Consider the following 19,525-nt stretch of genomic DNA (forward strand, 5'->3'; position numbering starts at 1 on the left):
CTTCAATATGATTCTTCATACACAACTTATCAAACGAACAACATGTAAAACAAAGGGTTCAAGAAAGGATATTCTATGAGTACGCATTTGATTGATTTAGATTTAAAACAGTTGTTATTATCTATAATTAAACCTTAGAAATTATAAACTTTTATGGAAAAAGTTGAAGTTATAAAACTATTCGACGAGTATGTCGGTATTGCAGATGTTCAGATGTGTATAGGACAAATCGAATCTTGTTTAAGCCAAAATCAAAAAATTAAAGAAGGAAAGGATAAGATAAAATCTTTTAGAATTCTTGTGGAAAAAAAAATTCGCGAGTTTGACCCACTACTAATAGGCTATTTAACACTGTTTCTACAACGTGAAAAAGATATCAGCATTACCATTAATTTTTCTAAAAATCCTAATTATAAAATCAAGGACGAAAATAGCTTCATATTTCAAATGCGACAATATTGTGTGTATGCCTACATCAGCACGGGAGTCTATCCGGAACTACAGTTTGGTGGTCAAACCTGTAATATCATATGGGGAGGGAAGTTTGTCAATAATACATACGTTGCCTCTAGGAGCATTTTTCCACTTCTATTTATATATGGCACAAGAAATAACAGGAGAGTTCTTGATTTTGAACTGCTTTTCACAAAAAGCCTGGAAGCACTTATTGATGGCCCTGAGAATTTCAAACAGTTGGGAATAAAAAAGTTGAACGAATTGCCTGCAGATGTCTCTTGGTATCGGAGTGGTGAGAAAATGATTAAAGAGTACAATCGTAGCATTATTTCAAAAGTCAATGCTAAGGACAGAAGAGCTTCAATGATTGGTTTAGCTAGGATGTATTTTAATTATGCCTTGGAAGAAGCAAAGATTGCACACCTTTACTTCAAACGGGACTGGAATGACGAAAATTATAAAACTAAATTGAAAGGGTTACAGGCCGGGAACATAAAAAATTTAGAGGAGATAAAGGACTATTATGATAATATAAAAGGAGTTTTTGAAGAGTTAGCCAAAAGTTCTATTCTACATCAGATTATTTATAGTACTGTTCTTAGCACTGTGATGTTGAAATCAAAAGGGGGTCGGGATGCACTTACAAAAGACACAAAAAAAGACTTTACAGATAAAATTATTGGTTTGTGGAAGTATACCGCGGACGTCTGTGTGTGTCTAAAGGAGATGGCAAAAAACATTTCGGAGCATAGTACGGATGCCTCTGGAAACCAGGCTAGACCTGGTGCGCTGTCCATTAGGAGATATAGTAAGGGTGATTGGAACCAACTTAGGAGCGCTGATAAATTTTATAAGAACTACGCATTCACATTCGAATCTGAGGTCAAGGGCATTCTGGAGGTCAACGCCTTCGATTTAGGTGAAATAGGAGTGATGAAGAAACTCATCACGGATACCCAGAGGTTATATAAAAAGTACGAATCCAACTCTGCATTCAGAGCGCCTTTAGAGAAGGATCGAAATAGGCTCGAACGCGGTGAGGTAAGTTTGAAAGACTTAATAGATTTGCGCTCTAACCATCTCAATTTTCAAGTCAAAAGGTCAATGGCCCATCTTGGTTTATTGATTTTATCAAAATTGATTGGAGAAAACCAGGGTATACTCTCTGTTGCTTCCTATGGTCATAATGATTCAAAAGATAGAAGGACGGCTAGTACTGCCGCTATCACGAACGATGTAGAATTTCCTATCGAAAAGGGAACTATTTTCAATATAAGCTTACCCATTAAGACTGGAGAAACCTTGAGATCGGACTTACCAACAAGATTAAAAGTTCCATCAGAAACCACAGCAATGGAAATTAAAGGGATTGAAGCTTTATTTAAATATGAAATAATTCAGCCTGAAGAATTTGGAAGGGATTATAAAGTAGACCCCAATAAGATTTACATTATTCAAATTTTCACAGAAATTTCCCAAGCTATTAGTGGGAGAGAGGACGAAGAGCTTTGGTTTGAGAGGATTCAAGACCAAATTGATTTATTGCCGGTATTAAAAATTTCAGGAAAATTTGTATTTCTCCTAAATTTTGAGAATTCAAAAGACTTGGATGAAAGCCATTTGTTTCGACTTTTGGGTAAAATGAGTCTTGTCTTTTCCTCCGTTCCTCTAATAGTCTGTGGGCTTACAAATCAATTATTTATAAAGTTAATTAGGGTTAATGAGGTGTTTAACTCAGAAAAACCAAACGGCGTATCATTTTGGAATGAAAATATGGCCACCCTGGTTTACAGTAGTACAAAAATAATGGGAGATACTTTTTACTTAATTGATGTACTATGGGGAAAGGAAGAAAAAGACTTTATAGCCATCAATAAAATGGCAGAGCAAGTATCTTTTAATTCTCTATTTCTTGGAAGTAACCCCGATTGGATAAGAAGTAAAGAAAAGGAATTGCAGGAAAATAACTTAGAGCGCCTAAATCCGGATAGCCCACTTTTGTTTTACAACAAGAACCTCCCACTTCCTTTTGACCTTATCCTTAAAGATGGTGATGGGCATACCTATTTTGAAAAAAACGCCACTGTGCTCCTTCAAAACCGCTTAAAAGCTGAGTAATGGGTATTCTAGAAAAAAACATACAAAATATCCCAGGGTATAAGATTGAAGATTCTCATTTTAGAATTGGTTCCAAGATTCATGTATCCCACTTTTATTACGCCAAGCGATTTTTTCAGAATGGCTTTTTCTCAAGTAGAATGGCATTTCTTCTTGCACAAGAAATTTGTGAAACAATCAATGACGACCTTTTGATTAGAATTAAGGAAAAAGGACTTACTATTCTTGGCTATGAAATGTATTCCGAAGTATTACTAAGTATGCTTAAAGGAATGCTCCGAAAGTTATGGAATTTGGATGAGGAAAAACTCAATCACAATTTATACGAAGATGCTCCTGAACTCAGGCTTATTAAAAAAGCCGAAATCCATCCCTATGTAATCATTGTTGTGCCAATTGCTACAACATTTGGGACAGCACCAAAAATAGAGAATCAACTTAGAATTGAAGCCTCAGTCAACTATGAAGTACTGAGTCCTTTATTCAATGTTTTATACATATCTGACGGCCCTGTTGTAGATACAATGAGCGATTTGGAAAATAAATTTGGCTGGGAAGAAAAAAGAACTAGTGACAGACTTATAAGAATGAAGAGTATCTACGATTATAATGGTGAAGGTCGAAATCAAAGGTATCTTTTGTCCATACCCTCTCAGTGGCATGATATCAAGAGTTGTGAGTTATGCCACCCTGGAGATAGAGAAGAACTTAGTCTAGAGAAACCCCTTTATGATACTGATAAAACCAATGTGACACCAGCTGTGATTTTTGGATTCCCCAGGGGTAGAAAGTTTGATGAGGATGAAGTGGGAAGAATTTACAGACTCTCGGAGGACATGATTTATTATGGCTACCACAAGCGAAATCATGCTCATTTTCTATCCTCAATTGATTCTGAGCGTTTTCTTCAAGCTAATCGGAAAGAGGTGGGTATATGGTTAGATGATTTAAAAGATCAGCTTGTCAATAATAAGGGATATAGGGAAACAGATAAGGTAATTTTGATTTCTCCTAGTCACTATTCAAATGCAAAATTTATTGGAATGGTGAATGAGACTCTTTTCAACGGATCGGGCAATATTTTGCATTATGACTCTACCAATGAGTATATACAAAATTTTGATTTGATTTATGGAAAGGAAATCAAGGAGGCTCAATGGGTGTTCTTTGTTGATGATTCACTCAAATCAGGAAGTGCTTTTTATAAAATCTTCAGGTTTATAGAGTCTGTAATGCCCAGAGGTACAACAAATTATCCGGTAAGTGGGGTAATTGTTCTATTAAATAAATCACAGCCCCATGTCTGGAACCATATCAATAACTTGTTGCCCAAGGAATTTGATTTTGCAAAAAATACAGGAACTAGAAAAACCATATTTTCTGGATTTGCCAACCTGCACTTTTACAATGCAATCAAAGATTACGAACATCCTCCAATTTTACTAGAAAAGGAAAGGTACAAAGAGTTGCGGAAAAGCTCGAGCCTAGATGTCCTTAAAGTGCGTTTTGCTGAAAAAGTCAATAAAATTAGAGCGGTAGAGCTGAGTAAGGAAGATAAGGAAAGAGATAAAAAAAAGAAGAAAAAACAGCGGTTGTTGGTGATTGCATCACACAAAATTGTAGAATACTTTACAAGGGTGGATGAGCCACGTCTTACGGGATTTTATGATTTTATGAACCATCTCATTGAAAATCAAGAAAATCAGATTGAAGATTATCTCGTGCCATCTGATATAGACAGCATAGAAGATAACTTTGCCAAATCCTTCCTCAAAGCCTTGACACAATTGCCATTTAATCAGTATAAGCCCCTAAGAGATGTGGTTTTTAGATGGACACTCGAATTACTTGATAATTTGATCTATGAAATAACAGCGACTTTGAGAAATAATGTACTCACTTATGAGCAGTTTGATACTCTAAGGTTCTTGATGCGAAGAGCTTGTCTCCTCAATTCCAATGCCTTAATATCCTCTAAATTTTTGAAGTTTGTGGCACGGTTGTACGGCAAGCATGGTATTCCGGATATGGTGGGAAAAACAGAGAACTTTCTGGAGACCTTAGGGGAAGAGGAGAAACCGGAGAAGTTGGAAGAGATTAACAAGCTTAAAACCTTCTTTATCTATTATGTGGTACAAATAAAGGAGCTTTTACACAAAAATGAATATCGGAGTTTGGTATTGGAAACTAATCTGCTCGAAATAAAGGACAATAGCAACCCATTTATAAAACAGTTGACTAGAATCTTGATAGAGGAAAATGTGGCCCTGATGCAAGCTTATAAATATTTGGGACAGCTGGAGAGATGGAAAAATGTGTATAAAGAAGACAATCCAGAAGGCGACTATTATTCTAACAAGAAGATTGAGGAAATACTTAAAATGGAAATTGTAAAGAACCACCCACGGTTTGTAGCTCTAGATGAATATTTCCAAGTTACCGAACAACAACCAATAGTTAGAAACGAGACACTTAAGAACTTTTTATGGTTAGAGAATTTTTTTGAACACGAGCACAAAAAACCTTTCCAGCTTATTGAGAAAACGGAACATATTTTCTCTAAGTTTTTTGACATGTTCAAGGTTAACAATATAGAGAAGATAGGAGCTTTTTTCGTGATTTTAAATAACAAAGAGCTAAGTTCAGCTGGTTTGTCACCATTGTCTGAAAAAAGTGAGCCTTTCGTAGCATTTAACAAGGATTGTGACGGTTTTAGAGGAATTGACATAAATAACCTTTTGAAGGATGGCAATCTGTTTTTAGATAGCTTTTTATCAGGGAATCCTGGTACAGATGAAAATGGAAGGTTGAACATTGGTTTTTACCGCAAGACAATAGCAGAATTGGAGCTAGCCGAGAAAGGATGGGAAAATTTATATAAAACACCTTTTACGAGTGAGGATATTTTATTGGAACAAGGTCTATTGCCTAGAATTACAGGAAGAAAATATAATCGTTTGCTATTGATTCAAATTGCCAGACCAAAGGATTCTGAAGATGTCAAACTAAGATCTCAAGGTTTGCTGGGTTTTTATTATAGCTTAAATGGAGAGGACTTGTTAAGCCCGTATTTGGTGCAGTACCTCCTTTTGCTCAGAAACGCTTTAAGCGCTTTTATCTCAAGGCACCATGAAAATGATGAATTCAGGGATTGGCAAATTGCTAACATAAAGCAACGAACTTCGCTGCTCACAGGACATGGTAGAGAGATGTTGATGCGGTTGGCTCCTGGTAAACCTGAATTTAGAGGAATCGTAGAAACGTTATTACTGGTGCAGAGGTTTGTCATTGACAAAAAAGACGAAACAAAAATAGTTGGGGAAAATAATAGCCAGGTTTCTAAGATTTTTCACGAACATTTCAGCGCCCGCGTTATTAATGATGGATTTCGAATAAACAAGGCATTTATAGAAAACGATCTTAAAGAACTGGCAGATTCAATATTTATGCTGGATAAAATAGAGAATCATGAAGAGGTTGATTCAGCTGTAATAACTGAGGAGAACCAATTGGATAAACTCAATTTTGAGTTTAGTGGGGACATTTTGCGAATGATTTGCTTTGAACTTTTTTTAAACGCGAAAAAAAACCGTTGGATATTTTTAGAAAATGAAGAAGTCAAGGATTTTGATGGGAAGATTTATACTAAGAATTACCTAGGTATTGAAGCTAATATGAATGGTAAAAATCTAGAATTAATAATTCGGAATACGGGACCGTGTTTAGGTTTCAAGGGTAATGAGTTGAACAATGGTACCCCGCTTAAAGATGATCAAAGTTCTTCTGGAATAGAACTGATTAAGGCCCTCTTAAAAGAATTTAAATTGGGAGAGCTTTGGTTCTTAGAAACAAGTACGTTAAACAATGATTATTTTGGTATTATTTCAGTCATGTTAGAGTTGAAACCGATGAAGCCTGGTAAATTACTATGATTGACAACCAACAAAATATTGCATCGAAGAAAGTCTTTCTGATAGAAAATCAGTATTACCATTTCAAGGAGATTTGGCAACGATTAAACGAAGAAAAATATGTCATTAATCCAAGTTGGAGTACTGACAAAAAGCAAGAAACATTTAAGGAGACAATAGATTTGGTACGGATATATCTGAATCCGAGGTATACTAGGAAAACCAGGCAACATGCCCTTGAAAAGCTGAAAAAAAAAATAAATACTTTCAATCCTGACCTTTTCATCATAGATTATGTCCTGGTTGGCAATTATTACGGTGAAACTGGGGTGCATTTGGCTTTAAAGCTTCGAGAACTTGGGTTTTCCCAACCAATTGTTTTTTTGAGCAATAGCGAAATGAAAACAGCAAATGTTATTAGCAAATACCCTAAAATTTCAGGATTTAAAATTTGGATTTATAAGGGTTTTGCAGGTAAAGCCATACTAGAAGGAGAGTATTTTACAAAAGAAATAATACCAAGATTAAGGGATATTTTGAAGTTGCATGCAGAAAAGACTATTAATGATGAAAAATATGAAATAATTGAAAAGTTGAATGATAAGCATGAGTTCTATTCTAATATCTCAGATGAGAGACATTCTGACGCTATAAAGGGACAAAAAAAGTTAAAATTACTAATTGATTGGTTAAATGTGCACAAGGAGGAAGTTAACAATTTGGGCGATCTAACTGAACTTTTAGAAGTTTTAATAAGGAATGGAATAGCTTCTGATAAATTTATAAAATTGTGTGATGAAATACTTAATAAACCTGACCTCCTATACTGGAAAGAAGCTTAGCTGGATTCAAAACTTTTTGTCTGCTCTTTTTGGTACCGTAATAATAGCACTAATTGACCATATTAAGAGCGGAATTGAAACCAATATTTTCGTTTTTTATTTGGTAAATATCTTCTTTTTAATCTCGGGATTAATTACTGTGACGGGGCTAATGGACAGGTATGGCTATTACTTAGCGGAGTTTAAAGGAGATGGTGGAAGTGGAGATTTCCGAAATTTTTATGCAGATAGACAGAATATTCGGGATAAGGTCTATCAATTACTATTTTATGTTTTTTTAATTGGATCTATGGTAATGTTGGGTTTAACAATTTATCAAGATTTAAACACTCCAGATAAAATTCAGAAGATTGGTATTGCTATCGATAGAACTGAAAAGAAAACAGAATTAATTTTGAATAAATCTGAAGAAATAAGACTACTAATTGATCAAAAAAAGGACTTAGGTGATTCTATTTCCTCATTAAATGTAATCATCAAAAAACAAACATCCGTTATTGATTCCCTTAAGGGAATAAAGTAGTTGGTTTTGTCTCTGGCACTGAAAATGATGATAAACTGATTGTGAAGGACGTATAAAGACCAGAACCTTGAGCTCAAATAACCTGTGTATAGGCCTTTTCAGGGACTCTAAAATTAATGCTCACCGAATAGGTGACTTTTGTATTGTAATAACAATGTTCAGTTGTCTAAAGCTGATGAAGTGTTGTAAATTCTTTCATAACGTTCCAGTAGTAAAGCTGTATATTTTTCTTTCATTTCAACAGATAGAAAAGAAGCATTTATCCAGTTCATTGCATCGACCTTCTTTTTGTAAAAGCGATTGAACACTCCTTGAATTTGCTTGTCGGTTAAGCCCAACCCTTTCCCCAATGATTCAAAATCATCGCGTTTCAGCTTACTTTTCTTTCCTTCTAAGGTAAGGGCTAACTCTTCTTTGTCATTGGGATTCACAATAGCCACATTCAATAAATCATAGGCAGGTGACAGTAACCAACCAGAGGTTGACTTGATCATTGAGAAATTTTTTAAATGCATATCATTGTTTCCTGTGAGGAAACTAAATAAGGTCAATTCAGAAAAGAAGATTTTATCCAAAAGGGTGTTATCTGAATAAGTATGTAAGGCTTTCCCAATTTTCTCCATGGAGCTTTTGTATTTATCAAAAGCTTCCGTAATCTGGAACATATCGAGCATATGGATTTTCTGACCATCTTCAGTTCTATCAATTCGTTTTGTAATATAGGACAGTTCACCGGATTGTAATCGAATTAAACTTGAAGGTACCGTTTGAATACCAAAGGATTCAGCAATACGCATGGTCACATGTTCGTTTTGTGGCATTTCGGGATAATCCAACGATGGAGGTTTAAAGATATAATTACCACCTAGAGCGCCAACAACAGTTAGTCTGAAATTACCAACTCCTTGCACTTCGTTTATAAGTGACATAGATAACTTGGGTTGTACCCCTGGAACAGATACGCTTCTTTCCACGATATTTTTTGCCAGTTCTGACATCTGTTCTAACGAATACTCCAATTTTGGGGGTTCCTTGGTTCCAAAAAAATCCAGACTACAAGACTCATGAAAATCTTGCTTTGCCCCCAAATCTTCATAACAATATAAACACTTATTTTTCATCATTTGCTATTACGGATTGTACACTAACAGCACCAATACAATTTTGGCAACAGGCCAATAATAATCCCATGCGATCATTTGGGTTCAGCTTCCAATTTTTGGTGGCGATGTTCAATAACCAACCTTCTGGAATAAGACCTTCAAAAAAAGGAAACAATCTATTTTCTGTGTAAGCTTCTTTTCTTACGGGCATGGAGAAGGTTATAAACTGTTTTGGATAGTTCTTTATGTAGTCGGTGTTGTATTGGAATATGTAATCGCCGTCGTCGGTCTCAATAAGTTCTCCGGCCTTTATGTCGTTATATACTATAGTTGCCTTTCTCATAGGTCGGTATTATTTCTATTCCTAAACTCCTTAGTACTCACTGCTGCCAGGGTATGCCCAAACATACTTAATACAAGATTTACTTTATCCATATTCAAGTTGGTTTTACCTTGCTCTATTTTACGAACAACGGTAAGCGCTACACCTGCACGTTCCGCAAACTCTTTTTGGGTAAGATTAACGGCTTTACGACGAACTTTCACAAATTCGGACAACTCTTTCATTATATGCTTTTAAATATAAAATATGGCAAATATACAAAAATATACGTAAAAGCATATAAAATATATTTTAAACCCATAATTATATGCTTTTGCATACATAAGAGATTTATTTCAATTAGCCATTCTGCATAAAATAAACTCCACCCATTGCCCTCCATTTCATTTTGGACAAAGCGTATCGTTTAAAAAGTCTTGAACACCATCCATTTTAAGAAATATAAAATGAATGTAGTTCGCCTCACCTTTAGGCAAAGATGAATTTCACCAACAAATCCATCACATTTAAGGGTAATTGTTTTAATATGTTATTTCAAAAAAGAAAATATGAACTGGATATAACAGGTAAATAGGGCTCAATTTTTATTGCTTGAATTTGGTATAGTTTACAGGCGGACAGCGTTTACATTTTTTGTCCTGCCAGCAGGACGAAGAATGTAAAGCAAGAGGGTAACACGCTAAAGCGATGTTACGTATTTTAATTAATTGATTTTCAGATATTTAAATATATATTTAAATTTATTATTGTAGCAAATTTACTGTAAAAACGCTGCTAACCCCTATAAACGCTGAAAAAGTTTACTGTAAAATTGTCACAACTGAAAAAATGTTGTTTTGTAAATACCTAACAATCAAATAATTATATTTTTGGTGGTTTCGGATAAAAATCATTTTTTAGTAAAAAACCTTGGGAAGCCCCATTTTACGGCGAAATTTTTCGTAAAAAATGTGATTTTCAATAGAAAATGAAGCAATTTACCTCGATTTGAAGTGGCCAAATCTTTCAATAAAATTTAGTGTTTTTTATAACCATTTGCCATAGCAAGTGCGCCCTATTTTGATTTTATTATACCCTTAGCTGTCTGCACGCTATAAAATCAAAACAGGATCCGACGCAGGTTAGTTATGGTAAGATTCGGGGGCTACGCTTCTAAGAAAAATTCACGGTGTTTGCTTGAACTTATGGACTATTCCAAAAAATAATATATTGTTGGTATTAGACTCTTTACAATAAGCGGATTTTGTAAAGAGTTTTCTTTTTTGAGTAATATTTCACTGAGTTTAACGGCGATTCTGAAACCATATTCAAAAGGTATAATGTAAAGAGTAAATTTAATCGGTCGTTTAAGTTTACTTTGACCACCAAATAGCAGCAATAAAAATGATCTTTCCCTAAACTTTAATAAAGTTCGGCAAAACGGAAAAGATTCATGTTAAAAAGTCTAAATAGCATTTGGAATAGTGCTAATTCACAATTGAACGAGCACATTTTCTGAAGACTCCAACACCCTTGGAACTTGATTACCTTTTGGATACAAAAGAACCAAACTATTTTTTGTCCTATTATAATCCTCAGGTAAATTGATAATCAGTGTGTCTTTTTCAACTTCATAATCAAGGCTTTCCAATGGAATACCATCAGTCACTAAAGCATAACGTTGGTCTTCAAGCATATAAAAAATCATCTTTTTTCCATGTACAGATACATACTTAAATCCCTCTTTTAAATTTGATGTAATACGTTGTGCGTTAAGTGTTGTTAAGTTGATTATAACAAAGATACCACAAAGGAAAATGGCCTTAAATTGTAACATGAGTAAAGGTTTGGGATGCTCAATTACGTAAAATATATCATCTTATTAGAGGAGTTTTCGATGAACAGTAATCATTTAGGACTTTTTCGATAAATGACACAGTATTTTGAGACTATAAATACTTTAGCTTTTTTTGGACATTTAAGGTTTACCAATCCCACCGTTTTATTGAACTTATTGGACTTTCTGTGTTCATTACTTCTTAAAAGTTTATTTCATCGTACTAATTAATTAGTTTAATTTTTGACATATAATTAAACTATTACAATGGTATTTGGATATGCAAGGGTAAGTACGGCTGAACAGAGTCTCGATTTACAATTAGATGCACTTTTAAAAGAGGGTATTGAGCAAAAGAATATTTACACTGACAAAGTTTCAAGCACCAAAGAAGAACGAAAAAGTTTAGCAAAGTTGTTAAACTATGTTAGGGAGGGTGACACTATTGTAGTTTGGAAACTTGAGAGATTGGCCAGGAGTTTAATTCACTTTACTAAGTTGATGTCCGAGCTGGACCAGAAGAGAGTAAAGTTCAAAAGCATTACGGAACCTTTTATTGACACTACTGAGAGGTCTTCTCATTCTGAGTTTATAATTAACATATTTGCAGCTTTGGCTCAACTGGAACGGGACATTATCATTGAACGAACTAAAGCTGGTTTGGAATCGGCTAGACGACGTGGAAAAGTTCTGGGAGCTCCAAAAGGAATTAGTAAGAAAAATCAACAGAAAGCCGTACTTTGTGAGGAGTACTTTACAGAAGGAAAATTGACTGTTTCCGAAATCTGTGAACGTCTTGATATTTCCAGGGCTACCTATTATAAATATTTGAAATTCCGCGGGCTTTCAGGAGAACTAAGATCTTATTCTAAACAAACTATTAATGATTGAAACCAATTTTATTCTAGCAAGCTAGTCTTAATATAAATATGATTCCCAACTTTCTCTTTATTATTGTTCTCGGCATTTTAACAGGAATATTAACCTTTTTGACAACACGGGGTAATCTAGTGGATAGAAGGAAAAGAGGATTTTTAAAAAAGCTTAATAACAGGGGGAAATTGGTAATTGTTATCTTAATCCTAATAACTGTTGCTTTAATCGGTCAAGAAGCAAACAATGGTTATGCTCAAAAACAATCAACAAAAAACTTTCTTTCCGTAGTTCATGAAAGAGATTCACTTTTATCTCTTGATTTAAATCAAAGTATGGATTCCTTAAATACCATAAACAAAAAATTTAGTCTTCAAATAGACTCCTTAGTACACAACAATACAATTTTAAAGAACAATTTATTCAAAATTCAAAATCAAAACGGCAGGTTATCTAATAAATTGATTGAATCTTACGAATCGTTATTGAACAATATCACTGGGGGTGATTCGTATTGTTTTTTGTCCCTAAAAAACTTGACGCATAGACTTGAATTTGCTACTGTATTTAATCAGCAAAAATTTCCGATGTATGATGTTACTATGACAATTAGAGATATATCAAAGTTGAATTTAATAAACACATCTGACTTGGATTTGAATGCTTTGGATGATTCTAGCAGAACTTATAACATTGGTGTCCTTAAACCTATGTCAGGCAAAAGAATTCCTACTCCAAGGTTAGATTTAAGTAAAGACAGCTTAACTATTCAAGTTGAATTTTCTGCAAGAAACGGGTTTCACTCTCAAATAATAAGATTAAAGAAACGAAATAATATGTGGTATACTTCCAGTGTTGTATACCGTAACTTTCCAGAATTTCAAGAACTATACTCATTTAAGGATGAGGAATTTGATTCGTAAGGTTGGAAATAAAATATAGGAAATAATTGTACTTGGAGTTAGACCATTTATGATAGATGCCCAGGATAATATGTTCGTTGTAATTACAAGGATAAAATAAAGTTGAAAATTCAATAAAACGATAAGACAATGCTCTTAAAATGGAAATTATGTGTTTTGGTCATAGTACTGAACTATTTTGAATACGATTGCCTAGCACAAACAGATAAACTATCAGAACCTTGGAAAAACGAACACAATGTAATTGTCATTGATGCCTACGGTCCAAACATAATAGATTTTCAGAAAATCAGCTCTGATAATAAAGTAGTTGGACTTATCCACAAAGCATCTCAGGGGTTCACTAGTGATGACAAATTCTATGAACGTCGTAGTTTAGCCAAACAGCATAATCTACTTTTTGGTTCCTATCATCTTGGTTTAGCTGGAAATCCCAAGAAGCAAGCAAAATTCTACCTTAAAACAATTGGAAACTATGAAAATGAAATTCTTGCGTTAGACTTGGAAGGACTAACTAGCAATTATATGAGTTTAGAGGAAGCAATTGTTTTTATAGAATACATTCACAAAAAAACAAATCAGTACCCTGTTTTATATGTAAATCACCAGGTGTACAAAGAACTTAATGACAAGTACAATAAAACGAGTGTTTTTAGTAAATGTCCCTTGTGGTATGCACGCTTTAGGAAGAACATTCCATCCGAACAGTTTAAATCTGACATTTGGAATTCATATTTTCTTTGGCAGTTTAGTTCCGAATTGAATTGTAAAAAGAATGGTGATTGTCATTACAATGTCCCTGGGACTAGATACGATATAGATGTAAATGTATTTGCCGGCACAAAAAAGGAATTAACTCTAATTTGGCATGGAAAAGCTCAATAATAGCCCCAAGTAAATTTCATAAATGAATTCATCTATATTCAAAAGACTAGTAAACAAACATTTTGCTCCAAGAATCAAGCAAATTGGCTGGGTTGGAAGCGGTTTCAACTATAGAAGAACTAATGAGAATCATGTGATAGATTATTTTGGGATGTACGGTAGCTGGATGGGAGGTAGGATTTACTGTGAAACTGGGATTCATTTTGATTTTTTACCCCTTTATCAACATGATAAAACAATTGAAAAAAAGAGTGTTACCGAGTGTTTATTTAGAGAACGACTCTCAACAGGAACTTGGGAGTTTTACTCAGAGGAGGTAAGGAACATAAAACAGGTTGAAAATATACTCGAAACTTTTTTAAGGGACAGCTCTAAATTTTATTCAGATTTCGAGAATTTTCCAGCCCCTTTTGATAAGATTTCTGTTGAGCACCTTAGGAATGAGAGGCACTATAAGTTACTTGGTAAATATGAGATATTCAACATGCGGATTTTTGCACGGTTAATGAAAGACATTCACCTGTTTCTTGGGAATATTGATAAAGCCAAAGATTTTTCGGAATATGGAATTGAACGAGTAAATGAACTCGCAAAAGAAATGTTGGTTGGGAGAAAAACTAAAACCTATCGCTTAACTGAAGAAACTTTTAGAATTGAAATTGAAAATCTTCGATTGAAATGAAATTTTAAAGAAAACTACATTTGACCGATAACTCTTGGTAATTAGTATTTATCATCTATTAAAAAAACCAAAAGCTAAAAAACAACTCAATGACTAATGAAGAGTTTTATCAAAGAACGATTAAAGACTTGCAATCTAAAATTGAAAGTGAAGATGAGTACCAACTACTAAGGGCGTCAGCACTTATTAGACAGCTTTTGGTTGACGGTGATGTTTCTCTAGCGTTAGTAGTTAAAAAGCCTTACAATCTTAAGTTAAGTTTTCGCTACAATAACACTAAGGCAGGATACTCGGCGGCAATAATCGCAACGAACCCCTTATCATGGTCACTTCAAGATGGGCTAGATCCAGAAACTTTAATCACAAGAGGTGAAATCATTGATGGAACATTGGATGATTTCTTGTCTAATATCATATTGATTCATAATAGTGAGTATTTGAGTGTAAAAGATGTCATTACGTACGCGGCAAATGTTATGGGTGGGGTTCATGCTGGAAAGGCTAAAAATACAAATCATGAAATCATGGAAACCATTAGCATAAAGTTTGGAAACATAGCTGCGGCAGCTAATCAAATTAAATCAATTGGGCGAGTTATTTTAAGAGCACTAGAACCTTTAAATCAAGTAATCGCCGATAAGGCCAAAGTATAATTAAACAATAAACCATTACATTTTTCTATTTAATGTTTAAACCTAAATTTTAATCTACAATTTCTTCAATGAGATTGATAATTCGATTCTTACGCAGTATTTTCCTTTTTGGGTGCATAGTACTTGTTCATTCTTGTGACGAACAAATAAAAAACAGTTATCGAGATGATATAGGACAATGTATCCCTGAAGGACAAAAGGCCATTGTGAATCTCAAATATACAGACAGCCCTGGTGGAGAAACCCGCTATTTTATTGATTGTGAAATGTTCAATGGTGATACCTGTACTAATTTAGTAACAGTTCATGACTTTGAGTTTTTAAAAATAGGCGATACTATATCTAGGGAATCGGCAAGAAACGAATGTCTTAAAATACATGGTGTGCCATGTAAAGAAGCCAATAGACTGAGTCTTAAGATTATTCTTTTTGTTTTAATTTTTATCGGCATTCCTTTTTTTATCGACTTTGTTTATGGTGATAAACTAAACGAACTTTTTAAGTCCACTTGGGTTGGAAAAGTTTGGTATGTTATCAAAAAGTTTTTCAAGAAACTAGTTCATGTTGAATACGGATTCAACATATTTTGCTTGATAGTTGGCACAGCGGAAGTGCTTTTGGGAATTGTATTGTGGAAATTAGGAATTGAGATTTATGGAAGTGTTGGATTTCTGTTTATTGTAAAGTGGCTGCTGTTATTTACGACCGCTGCTATTGTATTATTATGGATTTTTGGTGGACTGGATAATCTCATGAAAAATCTTACCATTATCTCCTTAGGGACTATCTTTATTTGTATGATTACACTGTTTTTTGGTTTGTTGGGATTGAGTTATGTGGATATGGTAAAATTCCATTTTGAGAACATGCGAAGTAGCTGATTGAACACTTCCATTATGGTCATTTCTACCCTTTTGGAAACGCCACAAGGATAGTATCCCAATTTACATTGGCATAGTACTAGTGGTACTTTTAGTCTTATTTATTATATTAATACATCGTTCTAGGAATCGATGAAAAAATCAAAGTTCAATTAAACGATAAACTGAGAATTAAATGATTCGCTTTTTCCAAATAATTTTCGGGGGTATTATATTTAATTTTATTGGGGCCTCAATAAGATGGATTTATGGTTCTGTTTGGAGAACTCTGTTCAACAAACCCAAATTTACTTTTAAAGAATATCTATATGGGCCAAAAGGTACTAATGATTACTATGACAAGAATGCACATGAATTGAATAACAAATTAATTGGAATATTCGCAATTGGTATTGCAGGTGCAATAATTGTCGCCAAATCATTATAGTCAAAAGTTCAAATAAAGGATGCCAAGACAATTTTTTTATGTCCAAGGATATTGATGTAGATATTATACCCTTATTCCTACTTCTAGGAGTTGGAATAATTCTTTGGCTAATTAAACGTTGGAGATTTAATTTAAAGAAAAAAAGTCGTCGAAACTATTATCGCAATACCTATTTAAAATCGGATGCATGGAAAAGAAAACGTTATGTTGTACTAAAACGAGATAATTGGAAATGTGTTTATTGCGGCAAAAGAGCTACACAAGTTCATCATAAAAGGTACGCGAAGAAAAATATTGGAAAAGAACCTATTAAATGGTTGGTTTCAATTTGTAAGTCATGTCATGATGAATTGCATTAAGAATTTGTAATTTATCAAAAAACAAGAGTTCAATAAAAGGATTCGTAAACTTAGTTTTTGCAATGAATTACAAATTCTTAATTCTTGGTACTCTCGGTTGGATTGTAGCTATTTGGATATTTCCATTCGCCAGAAAAAGAATAAATGAAGGAGAATTGAATCACTTAACAGTAAAGGGCATTATCCTACCGGTAATTCTGTTTATCATGGGATTATATTTTATCGCCCGAGAGCTGTCTAAAATATTATAGGTTTAAAAAAAGTTCAAATAAACGATTCACTTGAAATACCGAAAATCAGATATGAACTATATCAAGAAGTATTTATTTCTTCTCTCTTTTATATTTAGTTTTTACCACAGTTATACCCAAAACAAAGAAGTCGTCTTCAGTTCTGAATTGGTAGGAGATGATGGGGTCATAGGAATAAATGAATTAGTAAAAATCAAATTCACCGGCAATGTAGATTTCGAAGGCATCAGTGACCTCCCTTTCGAAGACTTCAAAATTATAAGCGGCCCAACCCCTTCAACTTACACTGACAAAGAAACTGGAAAAAGAGTAAAAAAGGAAAGTGCCGGTTCCTTACTCAAATCTTACTATTACATTCTAATGCCGGAAAGAAAGGGGAATCTAAATATTAGGGCTGAACAAATGGAGTTTAAGGAAAAGTTATACGAAGCCCAACCAATAGACATTAAGGTAACTGATAGTGTTGAAATTGTAGATTACGTAACCAGTGGTATGATAACTGCACAAGAAGAAATTCAATTAACTGCTGAAGTAATTTATAATTCCACCCACAAAGATTCTCTAAATGTGGTTTATAAGTTATTCTTTCCTTTTTCCATCGGTTTGCAAAGATTTGGGTTCTTAAAAATTCCAGACTACAGTAAATTTAATGGAGTTGATGTGCCAATTTCAGAATACGAACCCAAAAATGAAAATCATGATGGAAAAAACTATAGAAGTATTGTTTTAAAAAGTTTTGTTATTCCGAGTTCAAAGAATCAAGAATTTGAAATAGAGCCATTATCTATAGAGTTGTTTTTTGAAGTTCCTACCTTTGAGTTAGATTTAAATGGGAGTAGAATTTACGAATCTCTTTATTTTCATTTAGATTCAATTCCAAAATAGAGGGGTTTATTCAAAGTTCAAAAAAACGATTAATAAATGGGTTCAGTTGAAAGAGGGTTGGGAGTTCTTATAGAATCATTTTCAGAATTTCTACAAAGACTTTTTGAGGGAAATAGCAACAATGAGCCTAGTGAAAAGGAGTTGGAAAAAATATTAATGACTCAAGGTAATCTTTCCGTTAAGGAAACCCTGGAGTTGCCATTTTCAAAACTGCTCATTAAATTAAAGAATATTGATACCAAGAATTTGGACCGGCTTATAGTACATCTTTATAACGAAATGCTTGAAGACAAAACTAATACACCGGAAAGGCTAGAAAACACCATAATGCAATTAGTAAGTTATCTGGACGATGAAAGGGATGAGTTTTCTCTTGATAGGAATAACATAAAAAATTCTTTACTTCATAAGAAGTGAGTAAAGTTCAAATAAATGATGACCAAATACTATGTAATTCATGTGAAGGATGAAAGTGCTGGTGAATATCCAGATTCATACGATTGGGATAATCCATATGCTCCATCAAAACTTCGAAAATACATTAGGGATCATAAAGAATTTCCCTCCTTTACCCCAAATCTGGAATTGGAGATTTATGATGACTCTGAATTCAATAAAATAAACGACTTCATATTTGGTCCGATAAAAACCTTCTGCATTTCGGAAAAGGTAAAAAGAATACTAAACACTTTTAATCTTCCGAAACATAGATACTATCCAGTTAAAGTTTTAGAGCCAAGGAAGTACTTAGGGATTTTTAAAACCAAAAAAGAAATTAAAAACCCATATTACGCTTTTTGTTATGACAGCTTCCATATCTCAAATTTGGATAATTGTATCGATTTTGACAGAACTTCAATCACCAAGGATTCTATGGGTATTGACAAATCGGATGAAGTATTCTTTAAAAACAATTTCGACCATTCATTGGACCTTTTTGAAATTAGGCTATCTTGGATGACTTACGTGTCTGAAAGATTAAAGGAAAGCTTAATCAAGGAAGAAGTTACTGGAATTGAATTCTCGGAGATTAATGAAAGAAAATATATGGTTGATAGGCCAAACCCTAAATTAATTTGGTAGTAAAGTTTAAATAAAGGATTGTGAAGAGTTTAAAGATTTTAGTAATAGTGGTTCTGGTTGTTGTCGGATGGATTTTTGGATTTTACTTAATGAAAAAAAAGGTCGATGAAGCCGTAGGACTTAATGATGAGTTCTTCATAAAAGTTGCAAACACATATTACAATGATAGTTTTAGTGGGGTTGTATCTAAAAAGTTTATTGATTGGGAGCAGCATGGATTTAAAAAAGTAATTCTTGTGAATCAATCCGAAACAAGAGAGATAAGGTTGGATTATGAGTGGATGGAACTATTTAAGTTCATAAAAGTAGGTGACTCGGTTACCAAGGAGAAGAAAACCTTGGACATGAGATTAAAAAGAAACGAACTAGACACCATGATTAGGCTTAACTTTTCAAACATAAAGAACAGTTGGGATTATATTGATTTCTTGCATGAATTAGATAGTATATACGATAAATAAAGTTCATTAAAACGATGGCCAACCTTGATAATATATATCTAGTAATTTTA

General features: G+C 33.7%; 20 protein-coding genes. 16 read left to right on the top strand and 4 right to left on the bottom strand.

The genetic code is table 11. The features are described 5' to 3' along the window. Positions 1-153 precede the first annotated feature (153 nt). The 4 genes from RM706_RS13395 to RM706_RS13410 are packed head-to-tail and all read left to right on the top strand — an operon-like array spanning position 154 to position 7,850. A complete protein-coding gene (locus RM706_RS13395; RefSeq protein ID WP_311352389.1) occupies positions 154-2,574 on the top strand; it encodes a hypothetical protein in 2,421 nt (806 codons plus the stop codon). Continuing rightward, positions 2,574-6,506: a hypothetical protein gene (locus RM706_RS13400; RefSeq protein WP_311352391.1), complete on the top strand. Its 3,933-nt coding sequence runs from the start codon at positions 2,574-2,576 to the stop codon at positions 6,504-6,506. The genes RM706_RS13395 and RM706_RS13400 overlap by 1 nt, the downstream gene beginning before the upstream one ends. Next, the gene (locus RM706_RS13405; RefSeq protein ID WP_311352392.1) at positions 6,503-7,327 is read left to right on the top strand and encodes a hypothetical protein; all 825 of its coding nucleotides are present in this window, start codon (positions 6,503-6,505) and stop codon (positions 7,325-7,327) included. Before RM706_RS13400 ends, RM706_RS13405 begins: the two co-directional genes overlap by 4 nt. Then, a complete protein-coding gene (locus tag RM706_RS13410) occupies positions 7,281-7,850 on the top strand; it encodes a hypothetical protein (RefSeq protein ID WP_311352394.1) in 570 nt (189 codons plus the stop codon). Before RM706_RS13405 ends, RM706_RS13410 begins: the two co-directional genes overlap by 47 nt. 158 nt (positions 7,851-8,008) lie before the next feature. Here the strand turns inward: RM706_RS13410 and RM706_RS13415 are convergent, their stop codons facing one another. The 4 genes from RM706_RS13415 to RM706_RS13430 all read right to left on the bottom strand — a co-directional run bounded on the left by RM706_RS13415 (position 8,009) and on the right by RM706_RS13430 (position 11,112). Beyond that, positions 8,009-8,971 (bottom strand): HipA domain-containing protein, encoded by a 963-nt coding sequence (locus tag RM706_RS13415; RefSeq protein ID WP_311352396.1) that lies wholly within the window; start codon positions 8,969-8,971, stop codon positions 8,009-8,011. Then, on the bottom strand, positions 8,961-9,296 hold the full coding sequence (locus RM706_RS13420; RefSeq protein ID WP_311352398.1) for a HipA N-terminal domain-containing protein: 336 nt from the start codon (positions 9,294-9,296) through the stop codon (positions 8,961-8,963). The genes RM706_RS13415 and RM706_RS13420 overlap by 11 nt, the downstream gene beginning before the upstream one ends. Beyond that, positions 9,293-9,520, bottom strand: coding sequence for a helix-turn-helix domain-containing protein (locus tag RM706_RS13425; protein WP_311352400.1), 228 nt, complete (start codon positions 9,518-9,520; stop codon positions 9,293-9,295). Before RM706_RS13425 ends, RM706_RS13420 begins: the two co-directional genes overlap by 4 nt. Positions 9,521-10,767: 1,247 nt before the next feature. Further along, positions 10,768-11,112, bottom strand: coding sequence for a hypothetical protein (locus RM706_RS13430; RefSeq protein WP_311352402.1), 345 nt, complete (start codon positions 11,110-11,112; stop codon positions 10,768-10,770). 267 nt (positions 11,113-11,379) lie between these two features. Here RM706_RS13430 and RM706_RS13435 point away from each other — a divergent pair, with 267 nt between their 5' ends. The 12 genes from RM706_RS13435 (at position 11,380) to RM706_RS13490 (ending at position 19,475) form a co-directional block, all read left to right on the top strand. Next, entirely contained in the window at positions 11,380-12,003 is a 624-nt protein-coding gene (locus RM706_RS13435; RefSeq protein WP_311352404.1) for a recombinase family protein, read from the top strand. Positions 12,004-12,041: 38 nt separating this feature from the next. Beyond that, positions 12,042-12,908, top strand: coding sequence for a hypothetical protein (locus RM706_RS13440; RefSeq protein WP_311352406.1), 867 nt, complete (start codon positions 12,042-12,044; stop codon positions 12,906-12,908). A 129-nt stretch (positions 12,909-13,037) separates the two neighbouring features. Further along, positions 13,038-13,793 carry a glycoside hydrolase family 25 protein gene (locus tag RM706_RS13445; protein WP_311352408.1) on the top strand — a complete coding sequence of 252 codons (756 nt, stop codon included), beginning with the start codon at positions 13,038-13,040 and terminating at the stop codon, positions 13,791-13,793. Positions 13,794-13,815: 22 nt separating this feature from the next. Next, entirely contained in the window at positions 13,816-14,475 is a 660-nt protein-coding gene (locus tag RM706_RS13450; protein WP_311352410.1) for a DUF4304 domain-containing protein, read from the top strand. An 89-nt stretch (positions 14,476-14,564) separates the two neighbouring features. Further along, entirely contained in the window at positions 14,565-15,128 is a 564-nt protein-coding gene (locus tag RM706_RS13455) for a hypothetical protein (RefSeq protein ID WP_311352412.1), read from the top strand. Between the two features lie 68 nt (positions 15,129-15,196). Then, entirely contained in the window at positions 15,197-16,009 is an 813-nt protein-coding gene (locus RM706_RS13460; protein WP_311352414.1) for a hypothetical protein, read from the top strand. A gap of 175 nt (positions 16,010-16,184) precedes the next feature. Continuing rightward, a complete protein-coding gene (locus RM706_RS13465) occupies positions 16,185-16,436 on the top strand; it encodes a hypothetical protein (protein WP_311352416.1) in 252 nt (83 codons plus the stop codon). 421 nt (positions 16,437-16,857) lie between these two features. Then, positions 16,858-17,046, top strand: a complete 189-nt coding sequence (locus RM706_RS13470) for a hypothetical protein (RefSeq protein WP_311352418.1) — start codon at positions 16,858-16,860, stop codon at positions 17,044-17,046. 30 nt (positions 17,047-17,076) lie between these two features. Continuing rightward, positions 17,077-17,931 carry a BatD family protein gene (locus RM706_RS13475; protein WP_311352420.1) on the top strand — a complete coding sequence of 285 codons (855 nt, stop codon included), beginning with the start codon at positions 17,077-17,079 and terminating at the stop codon, positions 17,929-17,931. A gap of 36 nt (positions 17,932-17,967) precedes the next feature. Next, a complete protein-coding gene (locus RM706_RS13480) occupies positions 17,968-18,348 on the top strand; it encodes a hypothetical protein (RefSeq protein ID WP_311352422.1) in 381 nt (126 codons plus the stop codon). 15 nt (positions 18,349-18,363) lie between these two features. Next, the gene (locus tag RM706_RS13485) at positions 18,364-19,014 is read left to right on the top strand and encodes a hypothetical protein (protein ID WP_311352424.1); all 651 of its coding nucleotides are present in this window, start codon (positions 18,364-18,366) and stop codon (positions 19,012-19,014) included. Between the two features lie 20 nt (positions 19,015-19,034). Next, on the top strand, positions 19,035-19,475 hold the full coding sequence (locus tag RM706_RS13490) for a hypothetical protein (protein WP_311352425.1): 441 nt from the start codon (positions 19,035-19,037) through the stop codon (positions 19,473-19,475). The last annotated feature ends 50 nt before the right edge of the window (positions 19,476-19,525 follow it).

This window comes from Croceitalea rosinachiae, from assembly GCF_031846445.1.
Lineage (GTDB): Bacteria > Bacteroidota > Bacteroidia > Flavobacteriales > Flavobacteriaceae > Croceitalea > Croceitalea rosinachiae.